This is a genomic window from Kitasatospora sp. GAS1066B (assembly GCF_041262605.1).
GTDB lineage: Bacteria > Actinomycetota > Actinomycetes > Streptomycetales > Streptomycetaceae > Kitasatospora.
The window spans coordinates 364,936-380,969 of sequence record NZ_JBGCCO010000001.1; the positions used below are offsets into that span (position 1 = coordinate 364,936).

The window sequence follows — 16,034 nt, forward strand, 5'->3', positions numbered from 1 at the left end:
CCCGGGCGCTGTGTTTGCTCGGTCATCGGGACGGGAGTCCCGGGACCGCGTTGGCCGGATCACTCGGACCGACCGGAGCCCTGGAGGGCTCAGGCGTCCTGAGCGACCTCGGCCGGCTGCTCGGCGTCGGCGGCGGTGTCGCCGGCCTCCACCTCGTCGTGGGTGGCGTCGTCGTCGGCGTCCTCGTCGTCCTCGGCGCCGTCCGCCTCGGCCTCGAGGGCGGCGTTCTCCGCCTCGAGAGCTGCGTCGTCCGCGGCGCTGTCGCCGTCCGCGTCAGCCGGGCCGGCGTTGCGGCCCTGGCGCTCGGCCTTGCGGGCGTCCTGCGCCGCGCGGGCCTCGGCCATCGCCTCGGTCTTCTTCTTGTGCGGGCCGAGAACCATGATCATGTTACGGCCGTCCTGCTTGGCCGAGGACTCCACGAAGCCCAGGTCCTGGACGTCGTTGGCGAGCCGCTGCAGCAGCCGGAAGCCCAGCTCGGGACGGGACTGCTCGCGACCACGGAACATGATCGTGATCTTGACCTTGTCGCCCTGCTTGAGGAACCGAACGACGTGACCCTTCTTGGTGTCATAGTCGTGCGGGTCGATCTTCGGCCGGAGCTTCATCTCCTTGATGACCGTGTGCGCCTGGTTCTTGCGCGCCTCACGGGCCTTCATGGCCGACTCGTACTTGAACTTGCCGTAGTCCATGAGCTTGCACACCGGCGGCCGGGCGGTCGCCGCGACCTCGACCAGGTCGAGGTCGTACTCCTGCGCAAGCTCCAGCGCCTTGGCAAGCGGCACGATGCCGACCTGCTCGCCGCTGGGACCGACGAGTCGCACCTCGGGGACGCGAATCCGGTCGTTGATGCGGGGCTCGGTGCTGATGGGGCCTCCTCGGTTGCACCTTCTTCGATACGGCCGTCAGGGAGGCGGTCGTACGTAGGCTCTGACCACTGGGCGGGGCTTCATTCGTGCTGCGCTGCCGTCGGCGTCTGAACCTGGCACCGCGGCACGAAAAAAGCCCCGCTCATCGCAAGCGGGGCTCCACACAACCGGGGGCGGCGCCCGGAAGGGCGCTGCGGGCGACTCACGGCCTGACGGCTGGTGTCGCTGACCGGAGACCTGTCGACCGCCAAGTCGATCAGGTGGGAGACTTTCGCGGTTGCCCTCTCGGGCCTCCTGGGTGGAGCCTCCACTTGCTGGCCGGGCACGATGAAGCGCCTGGCCGGTCTCGAGCCACTTTACACCACCGGCGGGGATGGTGTCTGCCGGTACCCTCCCAGGGGTAACCGGATCCATCGCTAGGGAATGAGCCTTCCTTGAACAGCCAGCCCGACAACGTTGACGAGGCCCGCGACGAGACCGTCGGCGACCAGACCGTGGGTTACGACGAGCTGACCCGCGACATCGCGGACGTCCCGGCGGTCGAGGTGATCACCACCGTCGCGGTGCACCTGATGAGCGCGGCGGCCGTGAAGTGCGGTCTGGCCGAGGGCGGCGAGAAGGACAAGGACCTGGACGAGGCCCGCAAGCTGATCACCGCGCTGGCCGGCCTGGTGACCGCGGGCGCGCCCGAGATCAGCAACTTCCACGCGGCCCCGCTGCGCGACGGCCTGCGCTCGCTCCAGCTGGCCTTCCGCGAGGCCTCGCTGGTGCCGGACGCCCCGGGTACCGGCCCCGGCGAGAAGTTCACCGGGCCCGTCTACTCCTGAGCTGCCCGTCCCGTAACTACGCGTTGTAGAAGCCGCTGCCCGTCGACCCGCCGTCGGCGGGCAGCAGTGCGAGGTCCAGGCCGCGGGCCAGCCGGACCCGCAGGGTGGCGTCGGCGGCCAGCGCGCCGGCCAGCCGCTGGGCCAGCTCCGCGACCGGAGCGCCGTCGGCCAGCGCGAGGGCGAGCACCGCGTCGGTGGCCTGACCCGGGCGCAGCTCGGCCCGCAGCACCTGCGGCTCGGCGGCCAGCAGCGCCCGCAGCGCGGCCAGCACCTGCGGGTCCTCGACCGGCGGCAGCCAGGTCCGGTTCTCCGCCACGGCGCGCATCCGGGCACCGGTCAGCTGGTAGGGCACCGGGCCCGCCGGGTCGATCAGGAGGGTGTCGGCCCGCTCCGCGTAGGCGGTCAGCACGGCCTGCGGGGCGCTCACCGGCGCCGGGCGGGCGTCGGCCTGCCAGGCGGCCAGCGAGGCCAGCGAGGTGAAGGCGGGCAGCGCGCGGCGTCCGTCGGCGGCCTCGATCACCGGCACCGCCATGTCGCTGGTCTTCTCGTGCTCGAGTCCCCGGGCGTCGGTCTCCACCTCGCCGAGCAGGGCGACGATCGGGACCATCAGCCGGGCCGGGCGCAGCGCGGCCAGCACGGCTGCCTCGGCAGCCGGGTCGCGCGCCCAGTCGGCGAGCGCCGCGGCCAGGACGGGGTCGGCGCTGCCGTCGTCGGCGGCGAATCCGGGGTTCGGGATGTTCTTGCGGTCCACCCGGCGAGCCTAGCCGCTGGTGCGGGGCGCTCTTGCGCACAGTGGTGGCATGAGCGAGGTACTACTGGCGGTCGGCACCGAGAAGGGCCTCTTCCTGGGCCGCAGCCGGGACCGGAAGGTCTGGGACTTCACCGGCCCGATCTTCCCGATGAACGGCGTCTACGCGATCGGCATCGACAACCGCGACGGACGCACCCGGCTGCTGGTGGGCGCCGACAGCAGCCACTGGGGGCCCTCGGTCTGGCATTCGGACGATCTGGGCGAGACCTGGCTCGAACCGACCACCCCCGCCGTGCGGTTCCCCGAGCACACCGGGGCCGCGCTGGCCCGGCTCTGGCAGCTGCAGCCGGCCGGGCCCGAGGCGCCCGGGGTGGTCTACGCCGGTACCGAGCCGGCCGCGCTCTTCCGGTCCACCGACGGCGGGGTGAGCTTCGACTTCGTCGAGGCGCTCTGGTCGCACCCGCAGCGCGAGCAGTGGGGCGCCGGCTTCGGCGGGCAGGGCCTGCACACGATCCTGACCGACCCGAAGGATCCGGCCGCGCTCACCGTGGCGGTCTCCTCGGGCGGCGTCTACCGCAGCGGGGACGGCGGAGCGAGCTGGCGGCCGTCCAACACCGGGATCAAGGTCAGCTTCCTGCCGGAGGAGTACCCCGAGTTCGGGCAGTGCGTGCACAAGATCGCACCGGACCCGGTGCTGCCCGACCGCCGCTACCTGCAGAACCACGGCGGGGTGTTCCGCAGCGACGACGCCGGGGACAGCTGGCAGCCGATCGAGAACGGCCTGCCGGCCACCTTCGGCTTCGCCGTCGCCACCCATCCGCGCCGCTCCGGGGTGGCCTACCTGGCGCCGCTGGAGGCCGACTTCATGCGGATGCCGCCCGACCACCGGTGCCGGATCTACCGCACCGAGGACGGCGGCGAGCACTGGGCGCCGCTGACCCTCGGACTGCCCGGCGAGGACCACTACGGCGTGGTGCTGCGCGACGCGCTGCGCTGTGACGACGCCGACCCGGCCGGGGTCTACTTCGGCAACCGCAACGGTGAGCTGTACGCGAGCGCGGACGAGGGCGACAGCTGGCGGCTGATCAAGTCGCACCTGCCCGACATCCTCTGCGTGCGGGCGGCCGTGGTTCCCGTCTCCTGACCCTACCCAGCGGTAGGGGCGCTGTGGCAGGCTGCGCCAATGACGACCTCTGCCGCCGCCGACCGGGCCCGCTATGACCGCGCCACCGCCGAGTTGGACGCGCCGCTGGCCATCGTCGACCTGGACGCCTTCGACGCCAACGCCGCCGACCTGGTCCGCAGGGCCGCCGGCAAGCCGGTCCGGGTGGCCAGCAAATCGGTCCGCTGCCGGGCGCTGCTGGAGCGGGTGCTCGCGATGGACGGCTTCGCCGGGGTGATGAGCTACACGCTGGCCGAGTCGATCTGGCTGGTCCGGGCCGGGTTCGAGGACGTGCTGCTCGCCTACCCCTCGGCCGACCGGGCGGCGTTCGCCGAGCTGACCGCCGACCCGAAGCTGGCCGCCAACATCACCGTGCTGCTGGACGACCCCGCACAGCTGGGGCTGATAGAGCAGGCCAGGGCGGGCGAGGAGCCGGTGCGGGTCTGCCTGGAACTGGACACCGCACTGGAGTTGCTCGGCGGGCGGCTGCGGGTCGGTGCCCGGCGCTCGCCGCTGCGCGCCCCCGAGCAACTCGCCGCCTTCGCCGAACTGGTGCACACCAAGCCCGGGTTCAAGGTGGTCGGGCTGATGGCCTACGAGGGGCACATCGCCGGGGTGGGCGACCGGATCGCCGGCCGGCCGGTCCGCTCGCGGATGATCCAGCTGATGCAGGCCAAGGCCCGGGCGGAGCTGGCCGAGCGGCGCGCGGCGGTGGTGCGGGCGGTACGGCGGGTGGCGGACCTGGAGTTCGTCAACGGTGGGGGCACCGGCAGCGTGCGGAGCACGGCGGCCGAGAGCGCGGTGACCGAGGTGGCGGCCGGGTCCGGGCTGTACCTGCCGCGGCTCTTCGACAACTACCGCTCGTTCCAGGGTCGCCCGGCGGCGCTCTTCGCCCAGCCGGTGGTGCGGCGGCCCGGGGTGGGCGTGGTGACGGTGCTGGGCGGCGGCTACCCGGCCTCGGGCCCGGCGGGGGCCGACCGCTCCCCGGTGCCCCACCTGCCGGCCGGGCTGCGCTACGACCCGATGGAGGGGGCCGGCGAGGTGCAGACGCCGCTGCTCGGGTCGGCGGCCGACGACCTGCTGATCGGGGACAAGGTCTGGTTCCGGCACGCCAAGGCCGGCGAGCTGTGCGAGCGCTTCGAGCGGCTGCACCTGGTGGCTGGCGAGGCGGTGGTCGCGACGGTGCCGACCTACCGGGGCGAGGGGCGGACGTTTCTCTGAGCGGGCGTTCCGCTGAGCTGGCCGGCCCGGGTTGGGGCGGGCAGACCCGTGCCCCGTCGCGTCGGCATGCGGCGGGGCACGGTGGGTGAGCTGAGGCGGCGTCAGGTGGTGGTGCCGCCTGAGGCGTTGCCGCCGGCGGCGCCGGATCCCGAGTAGTTGGTGATCCCGCTGACGATGGTGTCCATCTGGGAGACCGCCGGGGCCTTGGCGGCGATGTCGAAGCCGAGCCGCACCGAGATCAGGCTCTTGCCGTCGGCGGACGGGAAGACCACCGACTCGACTGTGCCGTTGTTGCCCTGCGCCGCGTTGACCTGCCAGCGCACCAGGTAGCCCGCGCGGCCGTCCACGGTGACCGACTGGGACTCCAGCTCCTTGTGGCCGGTGTTGCCCGGGTAGGAGGCGTTGGCGGCGTCCACGATGTCCTGCTTGGCGGCGGCCTGCGGGTCGGTGCCCTGGATCTGGCCGGTGTTGACGCCGCCGAGGGTGCACTGCTGGCTGTTGCCGCTGCCGCCGGTGCCACCACCGCTGCCACTGCCACCGCTGCCGCTGCCGGCGCCCGGGCACTGGTAGGGGCCGATGGCGAGGAAGGCCGTGCCGTCGCCCGCGGTGCCGCCCTGCCAGCCGGTCGGGACCGGCAGCTGGATGCCGCTGTTCATGTCGGCGGCCACGCCGGGCTGGCCGTTGCCGCCGCCAGTGCCCCCGGAGCCGCTGCCGCCGCTGTTTCCTCCGCCGGGGAAACCCGGGATGCCCGGGAAACCGTTGCCGCCGGTGGAGCCGCCGCTGCCGCCCGAACCGCCACCGCGCTGGCCGGGGAGCCGGCCGCCGCCGTTCTGCGGGTTGTTCGGCTGCTGCGGGACCGCCTGCGCCGTCTCGCGTGAACCGTGGTGGTCCGTCGCGAGGTAGGTGATGCCCGAGCCGACGGCCGCGCCGAGCAGGGCGGCCACGGCCGCGGTGATCAGCACCGGACGGCTGATCCGCCGCAGGACCGAGGGCCGCTGGGGCGGGAGCGGCTCGCCGTACGGGCCGAAGCTCGGCCCCGGGCCGTCCGGCGGAACCGGGTAGCGCACGGCGCCGTTCTCCAGCACCTCACCCTCGATCACCTGGGTGCCCTCCAGCACGGCGGTCTCCTCGACGTCCGAGACGCCGGAGCCGCTCTCGCCGGAGCCGACCGTGTCGCCGGAGCCGGTCGCGTGGCTGGCGCCGGTCGCGTGGCTGGCGCCTGGGTCGCCGGGACGGGTGGTGGCCGTCCAGCCCATGCCGTCCCACCAGCGCTCGGGCCGGGGGTCACTGGTGGTGTCCTGCGGGTCCGGGTACCACCCGGCCGGGATCTTCGCTTCGCTCACACCAGAAAATGTATGGGCAGGCGGATAAGCGCGATATCAACTGAGTGCCACAATCGGGCCGATTCGCATGAGATTACGGTGAGAGTGCCCATTCGGAGCAGCAGGAAAGTGGAACGACAACGGTCACCACTGCAGTCTTTGGATCTTCGTCCGATCTACGGTTCACTTCCTGCAGGGCATCCGTCCTCGACCGCACCCGGCACTCAGGAGACGACCGCGATGGCCGGCCACCACGACCACCCGCACGACGAGCATGACGCGCACGACGCCCCTGACGCCCACGGGCACGGCGCGCACGGGCACGGGCACGGCGCGCACGGGCACGGGCACGGCGCGCACGGCCACTCGCACGGCGGGCACGGCCACTCGCACGGGGTGGCGGCCGACGCCGACCGCCGCTGGCTGACCAGTGCGCTGACCCTGATCGTCCTCTTCATGGCCGTCGAGGTGGTGGTCGGGTTCGCCGCGAGTTCGCTCGCCCTGATCTCGGACGCCGCGCACATGCTCACCGACGCGGCATCGATCGTGCTCGCCCTGATCGCGATGCGGCTGGCCGCCAAACCGGCCCGCGGCGGGTTCACCTACGGCCTCAAGCGTGCCGAGATCCTCTCCGCCCAGGCGAACGGCGTCACCCTGCTGGTGTTGTCCGCCTGGCTGGGCTACGAGTCGATCGGCCGACTGATCAACCCGCCCGAGGTCTCGGGCGGCCTGGTGCTGGTCACCGCGCTGGTCGGGATCGTGGTCAACCTCGCCGCCGCCTGGTGCATGTCCAAGGCCAACCGCAGCTCGCTCAACGTCGAGGGCGCTTTCCAGCACGTCGTGACCGACCTCTACGCCTTCATCGCCACCGCCGTGGCCGGCGCGATCATGCTGACCACCGGCTTCGGCCGGGCCGACGCGATCGCCTCGCTGATCGTGGTGGTGCTGATGCTGCGCGCGGGCATCGGGCTGGTCCGGGACTCCGGGCGGATCTTCCTGGAGGCCGCCCCGGCCGGGATCGACCCCAACACGCTGGCCGACCGCCTGGTCGAGACCCCCCTGGTCGAGGAGATCCACGACCTGCACGTCTGGGAGATCACCTCCAACCAGCCCGCGCTCTCCGCGCACATCCTGGTCACCCCCGGCGGCGACTGCCACGCCATCCGCCGCGACCTGCAGCGGCGACTGCGTGAGGAGTACCGGATCACCCACGCCACCTTGCAGGTCGACCATGTCGGCGAGGACGAGGACCAGCAGCTGCTGCAGATCACCGACGCCGCCGAGGCGCTGGCGGTCGAACACTGCACCGACTCGCACGGCCCGGTGCACCGCTCCGGGCCGCACACCCACTGAAACGGCGGCCGGCGGAATGGCGCTCGGGCCCGTGGTGTTCGGACGACCATGACTACAGTGCTGCGCTATGCCGCCTTCACCACCGACCCCGCCGGAGGGAACAGGGCGGGCGTGGTGCTGGACGCCACCGGCCTGACGGGCCAGCGGATGCTGGCCATCGCCGCCGAGTTGGGCTACTCGGAGACCGCCTTCCTCACCCGCGACCCGGCCGGCGGTGAACGCGCCTACCGGGTGCGGTACTTCGCGCCCACCCTGGAGGTGCCGTTCTGCGGCCACGCCACCATCGCCGCCGCCGTGGCGGTGGCCGAGGCGACCGGCCCGGGTGAGCTGGTCTTCGAGACCGCGGCGGGCACCGTGCCGGTGGCCGTCACCGCCGGTCCGGACGGAGTGCTGCGGGCCACCCTGACCAGCGTCGAGCCGCACGTGCTGCCGGTCGACCAGGCCGACGTGACCGACGCGCTGGCCCTGCTCGGCTGGACCGCCGCCGAGTTGGACCCGACCCTGCCGCCCCGCTACGCCTATGCGGGCGCCCGCCATCTGGTGCTGGCCGCCCGCAGCCGGGAGCGGCTGGCCGAGCTGGCGTACGAGTTCGACGGACTCGCCGCCTTCATGACGAAGCGTGAGCTGATCACCCTGCAGCTGGTCTGGCGCGAGTCGGCCACGGTCTTCCACGTCCGCGATCCCTTCCCCGTCGGCGGCGTGGTCGAGGACCCGGCCACCGGCGCGGCGGCCGCCGCGTTCGGCGCCTACCTGCGCGAGCTGGGCGAGGCCGGCGAGACGGCCGAACTGACCCTGCGTCAGGGCGAGGACATGGGCAGCCCCGGCCTGCTGAGCGTGGAGCTGCGGGCGGGCGACCCGCGGGTGCGGGTGTCCGGCGCGGCGGTGCGACTGCCCGCGTAGCGCGGCGCTGAGGGGCCGCCGCGCCGACCGGTCCGTGACTTGTCGGTGCGGTGCGGGATGATCGGGGCGTGACCCTGATGCTCCTCGACACCGCCAGCCTCTACTTCCGGGCGTACTTCGGCGTGCCCGAGTCCGTGAAGTCCCCGGACGGCGTTCCGGTGAACGCCGTCCGCGGGCTGCTGGACTTCATCACCCGCCTGGTCCAGGATCACCGTCCGGACCAGCTGGTCGCCTGCATGGACGCCGACTGGCGCCCGCAGTGGCGGGTCGACCTGATCCCGACCTACAAGACCCACCGCCTCGCCCCGGAGCAGCCCCCGGGCGAGCAGAACACCGAGGAGATCCCGGACACCCTCTCCCCGCAGGTCCCGATCATCGAGCAGGTGCTGGACGCCCTCGGCATCGCCCGCGTCGGCGTCCCCGGCTACGAGGCGGACGACGTGATCGGCACCCTGGCCACCCGGGCGAGCGTGCCGGTGCGGATCGTCACCGGCGACCGGGACCTCTTCCAACTGGTCGACGACGCCCGCGGTGTCCAGGTCGTCTACCCGCTCAAGGGCGTCGGCGCCGCCCAGCTGATCGACGAGGCCGCGCTGCGCGAGAAGTACGGCGTCACCGGCTCCCAGTACGCCGACATGGCGGCCCTGCGCGGCGACCCGAGCGACGGCCTGCCCGGCGTCAAGGGCATCGGCGAGAAGACCGCCGCCCAACTCATCCACGAGTACGGCGACTTGGCCGGCATCCGGGCCGCCGCCGCCGACCCTTTCACCAAGCTCACCCCGGCCCGCCGCAGGAACCTGCTGGAGGGCGCCGCCTACCTCGACGTCGCCCCCACCGTGGTCCGGGTCGCCACCGACATCCCGCTGCCGGACTTCGATCCCGCCCTGCCCCATGAGCCGCTCGACCCGATGACCTTGGAGTCCCTCGCCGCCCGCTGGGGCCTGGGCTCCTCTCTCACCCGCGTCCTCGACACCCTCGCAGCCACCCGCTGAGAACGGAATCCCTCAAGGTCAGACGGGCGGCAGCAGATCGCTCTCGCTGATGGTGTACGTCAGCAGGGGGTAGCGGAAGTCCGTTTGCGTGTTCTCACGGCGCCGTAGTTGGTAGAACTCGTGCCGCTGGTCATCGTCGGCCAACCTGAGGCGCGCACCCTGCGGGAGGTATACCTGTCCGTCGCGAAACCGAACGAAGGTCTTCGACGTTCGAAACGTCACCCCCAGCCATTGGTTGTCCGCCGTCTGGGCGGGCTTGTCCAATACGATTTTGTGCCTGAGCTGCCGATTCAAGTCGACAGAAAACGCGACGATACTGTTGTGGGCGAGAGGGATCTCGAACTTCTCGCCATCGGACCCCTTTGATTCGAAGACCAGCTTCCTCGGCGGGCTCGCTTCGGGATGCTGGTAGCAGGAGAAGACGGCGATAGACGACTCGCCGGCCAGATCGAGGGCCTGGTCGGAATGGCTGCCCATGGTTGTGTAAGCGTTCGTGTAGCACTCGATGAGAGCGTTGTTGAAGCCGACCGAAAGCGCCGCGCTTTCCTGGACCTGTTGCGCCAGCCGTTCGTGCACAGCCTGGAAACGCTGCGCCGGGCTGCTGTACCGAGCGGTCGTACGTACGAGAGGCACACCACCAGCCTCGTCGATCTTGGTGAGCGTGGCGCCTCGCCGACCTTTTCCTACGTCCGCCAAGCGAGCCGACGCGGACAGCTTCGCAAAGAGATCCTCCTCGGTCGGCAGAGCGCATGAGAGGATCCCGTCCGAGATCCTAGAGTCGGGGGGCAATGTAGTCCCCCGTGTTCATACTGAAGAGAAACTCGTCGCCGTAATCAATGAAGGACGAGGTCCTGTTCTCCTCGGCGTACAACCTGCGCAGCTCGTCCATGCCGACCTGCGTGGGTGGCCCCAGCTTCACCAGATCCCCGGCCGCTTTGAGGAACGTGTGGCCGTTCTTGTGAACGGCTTCGGCGCTCGAACAGCGCACCACGTATCCCAGGCGGGTCGGGAGCAACTCGGCGTCCAATGCCGAGGGCCGGATCTCATGCGTGTACAGGCGGTTGGTGGACAGTGGCATGAAGAACACGGAGCCGGGATAGAGAGTCAGGGTGAACTGCGGGGGGAGCGCGACCCCGCCGCGTTCTTCGGTCGGCTCCTTGAGGCGAAAGTGGAGTTTGGTAAGCCCGCTGGCACCCTTCACGCCGTGGTCGAAGGCGTCTTCGGCCAGGGGCTGCAGCTTGTCGATCCGGTCATAGAAAGTGCAGAAGGCCATGATGCCATTGGCGGGCATGTCCTTGGTCTTGTCGGCATGGGCCGAGATCTTGGCCTTGGACTGCTTGCGCTCGGCCGTGGCAAGGGTGTTGTGGTAGATCTGAGCGAGGACGTGATTGAGCGGTGCCTGGTTCCGGAAGACGGCGGCGGCCTCGCGGTTCAGCGCCTCGACGATGCGCGCGTCGGTCGGGCGAAAGCTCTCGGTCGGCCCCGAGAGATTCGTGGAGCACCGGAGCAGGCGGAAATGTAGTTCGTCACCGTTTCGCGTGACGGGCGTCAGATAGATTCCGCTGCGATGGGCTGTTCCGGGTTTGGTGGACTCCGTCAGGGACTGGAAAGCGTGCTCCGCACGGATCCGTTCGAAGTGATCGGCGCCGAGTCCGAAAAATCGGCGATAGTACACGCCCGCGCCGTGTACGCGGATGGGAACTCGGCCGAGGTCGACGAGGGTCCAAGGCTTGTCGACGTCCTCGTGGTAACCGTGTGACAGCTCCCGGATGACGAATACCCGGGCAGCCGCGTGCAGTTGGCGGCCGCTGATCCCGGATACATCGCCACACAGGTAGACGGTCTTCTGTGCGAGGTCGGGCGAACCAGAAGCAAGGTCCTCCGGCGTGATCGTGGACCCGAAGAAGTCCCTGATCAAGTCATTGTCTTGCACCATCGAAGGCGCAACCAGGATGTTGCTCGCATCCTCGATGCGGGCTTCTGTCAGTTCTGGTGTGTACATCAAACGGTACCTGCCGTTCGCAGATCTTGGTGGATTGCTCAAAACCGTTGAGATGCTCCCACGGGGCTCGACAACGGGCAACGGATCCTGCCGGGCGGACGGTCCGCGGCGATCCTCCTGCTCCGCCACCACCCGGTGCTGGGCCTGGCCTTGGGGTCCCCCAGGATCGAGCGGAACGGCCGTCAGCGTCTCGGAGGTCTCCCTGCGCGCGCCCTACGTGCGGCGCCCGGAGCTGACCGGAGTGCCTTGAAATCACCCATAGTTGTACAGACAGGCCGCTCCGCATGCCCACAATGTTGTGCAGACATCTTGCTGCCGAAGATTGGTCGGTTGGAGTTCTTCCAAACGTACTCATCGGTAGCTACGGTTCCGGCTGTCATGCACAGCTGACCTTCCTCCAGGAGCCGTTCCCCCATGACCCTGCGCCGCTCCGCTGTCGCGCTCTCCTCCGCCGCCGCCGCGCTCACCCTGCTCACCGGCACCGCCGCCACCAGCGCCTCGGCTGCCGCCACCAGCCCGGCCGCCCCCGCCGGCAGCACGCTGTCCGTCTTCGCCTGGAACGTCGACCTCGGCACCTCCGTGGTCGACTGGAGCCAGAACGAGAAGGCCAGCACCCGCACCCCCGTGGTCGAGTCGATCATCCGCCAGCACAGCGCCGACGTGGTGGTCCTGGACGAGCTGTTCAACGACTCCTCGATCAGCGACATCAACAGCAAGCTCGCCGACCTCTACCCCTACCGCACCCCGGTGGTCGGCGGCACCTGCTCCGGCGGCGGCTGGAACGGCACCAGCGGCAACTGCTCCAGCTCCCCGTTCGTGATCAACGGCGGGACGATGATCCTCTCGAAGTACCCGATCACCGCCCAGTACCAGCACGTCTTCTCCAACTCCACCTACGGCACCTGGGACTACCACTCGGACAAGGGCGCCGCGCTGGTCCAGGTCGACAAGGGCGGCGTGAAGACCTGGGTGGCCGGCACCCACCTGCAGGCCGACGAGTCCGACACCTCCACCGACACCACCCAAGCCACCCGGCTCGCCCAGCTCGGCGAGATCAAGTCCTGGGTGAACGGGATCGTCGGCACCAGCGCCCCGGTGCTCTTCGGCGGCGACCTGAACGTGGAGTACTACCACGGCCAGGCGCGCGGCGACTACGCCAACGCGCAGAACGCGGTGAACGGCGTGCTCGGCTCGCCCGCGCTGGACCCCAACCAGACCGTGACCACGATGGACTGCACGGTCTCCGCCTGGTGCCAGTACATGAGCGGCATCGAGACCTTCCCGGTCGACTACCGCGACGACCTGGACTACCTCGGCTACCTGAACGAGGCCGGCCGCCCCACCCCGGTCGCGCTGCCGAACGTCGTGATCGACCTCGACCCGCAGGCCGGCTGGAGCGCCGGTCAGCTGGACACCAACTCCCCCAGCGACCACTACCCGGTCGAGGCCACCTTCCAGCTCGGCTGACCCCCACCGGCCCGAGCCACAGCTGCCCCCGACCGTGCACGACGGTCGGGGGCAGCCGCACTTCGCGGAATCCGACGGCCCGTCAGGCCACCGACGAGTACGCGATGATCCCGCGCCGCAGCGCGTCCACCGCCTTGCGGGCCGTGGAGCGCAGCTGGGCGTCCTCGCCGGCCGCGTCCTGGATCTGGCCGAGCACGTCGATCAGTTGCTTGGTCCAGCGCACGAAGTCGCCGGCGGGCATCTCGGCGTCGCGCAGCACCGCGTCCAGGCTGTGGCCCAGCGCCCAGCGGTAGGCGACCCAGGCGAAGCCCAGGTCGGGCTCGCGCTGGCCGACGCCCTCGGCGGTGTTGATCCGGTGCTGCTCCTCCAGGGCGTCCAGGTGGCCCCAGATCCGGACCATCCGGCCGAGCGCCTCCTTGGCGCCGCCCTCCGGCAGGCGCGGCGTCGCCGCGTCGTCGGACTGGCGGGCTTCGTAGACCAACGCCGAGGCGCAGGCCGCGAGTTCGGCGGCGGCCAGGTCCTTCCAGACGCCTTCGCGGATGCACTCGGAGGCGAGCAGGTCGAGTTCGCCGTAGAGCCGGCCGAGCCGCTTGCCGTCGTCGGTCACCGAGTCGCCGACCAGGTAGCCGAGGTCGGTGAGCAGCCCGCTGACCCGGTCGAAGGTGCGCGCGATGGTGTGGGTGCGCGAGCGCATCTTGCGCTCCAGCACCTCGGTGTCGCGGTGCAGCCGCTGGTAGCGCTCGGCCCAGCGGGCGTGGTTCTCCCGGTCGTCGCAGCCGTGGCAGGGGTGCTGGCGCAACTCCGTGCGCAGCCGGGCGATCTGCGGGTCGTCGGCGGCAGCCGCCCGGCCCTTGCGGTAGCGCTCGGGCTCCAGGTGGCCGGCCTTGGTGCGCAGCGCGGAGGCCAGGTCGCGGCGGGACTGCGGGCTGCGCGGGTTGAAGGACTTGGGGATCTTCACCCGCTCGACGGCGACCACCGGGTACGGGAAGTCGATCATCGCCAGCCGCTTGACCTGTCGCTCGGCGGTGAGCACCACCGGGCGCGGCCCGTCCTGGTAGTCGGGGTGCCGGATCGCGCCGCGGCCGTTGCGGCTGACCGGCGGCAGGCCCGGGTCGATGACCAGCGCCAGCCCCGCGAACTTGCCGGTCGGCACGTGGATCACGTCGCCCGGCTTCAGCGCCTCGATCGCCTCGATCGCGGCCGCCCGGCGCTGGCTGCCGCCCTCGCGGGCCAGCTCGTTCTCCCGGTCCTTCAGCTCCCGGCGCAGGTCCATGTACTCCTGGAAGTCGCCGAGGTGACAGGTCATCGCCTCGCGGTAGCCGTCCAGGCCCTCCTCGTTGCGCTGCACCTGCCGGGAGATGCCGACCACCGAACGGTCCGCCTGGAACTGGGCGAAGGAGGTCTCCAGGAGTTCGCGCGAGCGGTGCCGGCCGAACTGACCGACCAGGTTGACGGCCATGTTGTAGGACGGCTTGAAGGAGGAGCGCAGCGGGTAGGTGCGGGTGCCGGCCAGGCCGGCCAGCGCCTCCGGGTCCAGGCCGCGCTGCCAGAGCACCACCGCGTGGCCCTCGACGTCGATGCCGCGCCGCCCGGCGCGGCCGGTCAGCTGGGTGTACTCGCCGGGGGTGATGTCGGCGTGCATCTCGCCGTTCCACTTGACCAGCTTCTCCAACACCACCGAGCGGGCCGGCATGTTGATGCCCAGCGCCAGCGTCTCGGTCGCGAAGACGGCCTTGACCAGGCCCTTCAGGAAGAGCTCCTCGACCACCTCCTTGAACCGGGGCAGCATGCCGGCGTGGTGCGCGGCCACCCCGCGCTCCAGCGCGTCCAGCCACTCGAAGTAGCCGAGCACGTGCAGGTCCTCGTCGGGGATCGCGGCGCAGCGGTCCTCCACGATGGCCCGCACCTGCAGCCGCTCCTGCTCGTCGTTGAGCCGCAGCCCGGAGGTGAGCACCTGCTGGACGGCGGCCTCGCAGCCGGCCCGGCTGAAGATGAAGGTGATCGCGGGCAGCAGGCCCTCGGCGTCCAGCCGGTCGATCACGTCGGCCCGGCCCGGCGTCCAGACCCGCCCGGGGCGCCCGCTCGGCATCGAGCGGCCCCGCCCGCGCCCGGCGAACCGGGGGTTGCGGTCGGCCTCGCTGCGGGCGAGGCGGACCAGCTCGGGGTTGACCGCCTTGGCCGGATTCTTCTGGCTGAACTTGGGGCGGCCGTCCACGTCCGGGTCGGAGAACAGGTCGTACATCCGGTTGCCGGCCATCACGTGCTGCCAGAGCGGGACCGGGCGGTGCTCGGCGACGATCACCTTGGTGCCGCCGCGCACGGTGTCCAGCCAGTCGCCGAACTCCTCGGCGTTGGAGACGGTGGCCGAGAGCGAGACCAGGGTGACGGACTCGGGCAGGTGGATGATCACCTCCTCCCAGACCGCGCCACGGAACCGGTCGGCGAGGTAGTGCACCTCGTCCATCACCACGTAGCCGAGGCCGTCCAGGGTGTGCGAGTTCGCGTAGAGCATGTTCCGCAGCACCTCGGTGGTCATCACCACCACGGGTGCGTCGCCGTTGACCGAGTTGTCGCCGGTCAGCAGGCCGACCTTGGCGGCGCCGTAGCGCTTGACCAGGTCGGCGTACTTCTGGTTCGACAGGGCCTTGATCGGGGTGGTGTAGAAGCACTTGCGGCCGGCCGCCAGGGCCAGGTGGACCGCGAACTCGCCCACGATGGTCTTGCCGGAGCCGGTCGGCGCGGCGACCAGGACGCCCTGACCCTCCTCGAGGGTCCGGCAGGCCTCCAGCTGGAACTCGTCGAGCGGGAAGTCGTACAGCTCGCGGAAGCCGTACAGGGCGGTGGCCTGCTCCTTGGCGCGGCGGCGGGAGGCCGCGTACGCCTCGGCGGGGCTCATCGCATCGTCGTCGGACAGGGCGCTGCTCATCGGCGTCACCTCTTCTTCCCGTGGTGGTGGGTCGCAGACGGTGACGCCTGCGGCTGCGGGCCGGCTCCGGGGCACTGGGCCGAACGGGGCGCGCAGCTGGTCTGGTCGGTGTGGTGTTCCAGCATCTCAGCCTGAGATTACCCGCCGGGGCTGACATTGATCGCACCGTTTTCCCGACCTTGAACGATCACTCATGGTCCCCAGCGATCAGGCACGACCGCCTTCGTTCAGCTGTGAACATTTGT

The 16,034-nt window shown here is 70.9% G+C and carries 13 protein-coding genes; 7 read left to right on the forward strand and 6 right to left on the reverse strand.

Features of this window, described 5'->3' with window-relative positions:
* Positions 1-89: 89 nt before the first annotated feature.
* Positions 90-866 carry a translation initiation factor IF-3 gene (gene infC, locus ABH937_RS01030; RefSeq protein WP_280689265.1) on the reverse strand — a complete coding sequence of 259 codons (777 nt, stop codon included), beginning with the start codon at positions 864-866 and terminating at the stop codon, positions 90-92.
* A gap of 494 nt (positions 867-1,360) precedes the next feature.
* On the opposite strand from infC, the gene ABH937_RS01035 reads away from it, so the two are divergent.
* Positions 1,361-1,693, forward strand: a complete 333-nt coding sequence (locus tag ABH937_RS01035) for a DUF1844 domain-containing protein (RefSeq protein WP_280689266.1) — start codon at positions 1,361-1,363, stop codon at positions 1,691-1,693.
* A gap of 16 nt (positions 1,694-1,709) precedes the next feature.
* Here the strand turns inward: ABH937_RS01035 and ABH937_RS01040 are convergent, their stop codons facing one another.
* Positions 1,710-2,444, reverse strand: a complete 735-nt coding sequence (locus ABH937_RS01040) for an SseB family protein (protein WP_370216799.1) — start codon at positions 2,442-2,444, stop codon at positions 1,710-1,712.
* A 49-nt stretch (positions 2,445-2,493) separates the two neighbouring features.
* Here ABH937_RS01040 and ABH937_RS01045 point away from each other — a divergent pair, with 49 nt between their 5' ends.
* Both ABH937_RS01045 and ABH937_RS01050 read left to right on the forward strand, forming a co-directional pair.
* The gene (locus ABH937_RS01045) at positions 2,494-3,588 is read left to right on the forward strand and encodes a WD40/YVTN/BNR-like repeat-containing protein (RefSeq protein ID WP_370216800.1); all 1,095 of its coding nucleotides are present in this window, start codon (positions 2,494-2,496) and stop codon (positions 3,586-3,588) included.
* A gap of 39 nt (positions 3,589-3,627) precedes the next feature.
* Positions 3,628-4,827, forward strand: a complete 1,200-nt coding sequence (locus tag ABH937_RS01050) for an alanine racemase (protein ID WP_370216801.1) — start codon at positions 3,628-3,630, stop codon at positions 4,825-4,827.
* 101 nt (positions 4,828-4,928) lie between these two features.
* Here the strand turns inward: ABH937_RS01050 and ABH937_RS01055 are convergent, their stop codons facing one another.
* The gene (locus tag ABH937_RS01055; protein ID WP_370216802.1) at positions 4,929-6,170 is read right to left on the reverse strand and encodes a DUF2510 domain-containing protein; all 1,242 of its coding nucleotides are present in this window, start codon (positions 6,168-6,170) and stop codon (positions 4,929-4,931) included.
* Between the two features lie 219 nt (positions 6,171-6,389).
* Here ABH937_RS01055 and ABH937_RS01060 point away from each other — a divergent pair, with 219 nt between their 5' ends.
* The 3 genes from ABH937_RS01060 to ABH937_RS01070 all read left to right on the forward strand — a co-directional run bounded on the left by ABH937_RS01060 (position 6,390) and on the right by ABH937_RS01070 (position 9,394).
* Positions 6,390-7,502, forward strand: a complete 1,113-nt coding sequence (locus ABH937_RS01060) for a cation diffusion facilitator family transporter (RefSeq protein ID WP_370216804.1) — start codon at positions 6,390-6,392, stop codon at positions 7,500-7,502.
* A 48-nt stretch (positions 7,503-7,550) separates the two neighbouring features.
* A complete protein-coding gene (locus ABH937_RS01065; RefSeq protein ID WP_370216805.1) occupies positions 7,551-8,402 on the forward strand; it encodes a PhzF family phenazine biosynthesis protein in 852 nt (283 codons plus the stop codon).
* 77 nt (positions 8,403-8,479) lie between these two features.
* A complete protein-coding gene (locus ABH937_RS01070; protein WP_280689267.1) occupies positions 8,480-9,394 on the forward strand; it encodes a 5'-3' exonuclease in 915 nt (304 codons plus the stop codon).
* Between the two features lie 18 nt (positions 9,395-9,412).
* Here ABH937_RS01070 and ABH937_RS01075 read toward each other — a convergent pair whose 3' ends face one another.
* Both ABH937_RS01075 and ABH937_RS01080 read right to left on the reverse strand, forming a co-directional pair.
* On the reverse strand, positions 9,413-9,970 hold the full coding sequence (locus ABH937_RS01075; protein ID WP_370216806.1) for a hypothetical protein: 558 nt from the start codon (positions 9,968-9,970) through the stop codon (positions 9,413-9,415).
* Positions 9,971-10,166: 196 nt separating this feature from the next.
* Positions 10,167-11,396: a hypothetical protein gene (locus ABH937_RS01080; protein ID WP_370216808.1), complete on the reverse strand. Its 1,230-nt coding sequence runs from the start codon at positions 11,394-11,396 to the stop codon at positions 10,167-10,169.
* Positions 11,397-11,810: 414 nt separating this feature from the next.
* Here ABH937_RS01080 and ABH937_RS01085 point away from each other — a divergent pair, with 414 nt between their 5' ends.
* Positions 11,811-12,863 (forward strand): sphingomyelin phosphodiesterase, encoded by a 1,053-nt coding sequence (locus ABH937_RS01085; protein WP_370216809.1) that lies wholly within the window; start codon positions 11,811-11,813, stop codon positions 12,861-12,863.
* An 82-nt stretch (positions 12,864-12,945) separates the two neighbouring features.
* Here ABH937_RS01085 and ABH937_RS01090 read toward each other — a convergent pair whose 3' ends face one another.
* Complete coding sequence (locus ABH937_RS01090) at positions 12,946-15,789, reverse strand: DEAD/DEAH box helicase (protein ID WP_370216810.1); 2,844 nt, start codon at positions 15,787-15,789, stop codon at positions 12,946-12,948.
* Positions 15,790-16,034: the final 245 nt, after the last annotated feature.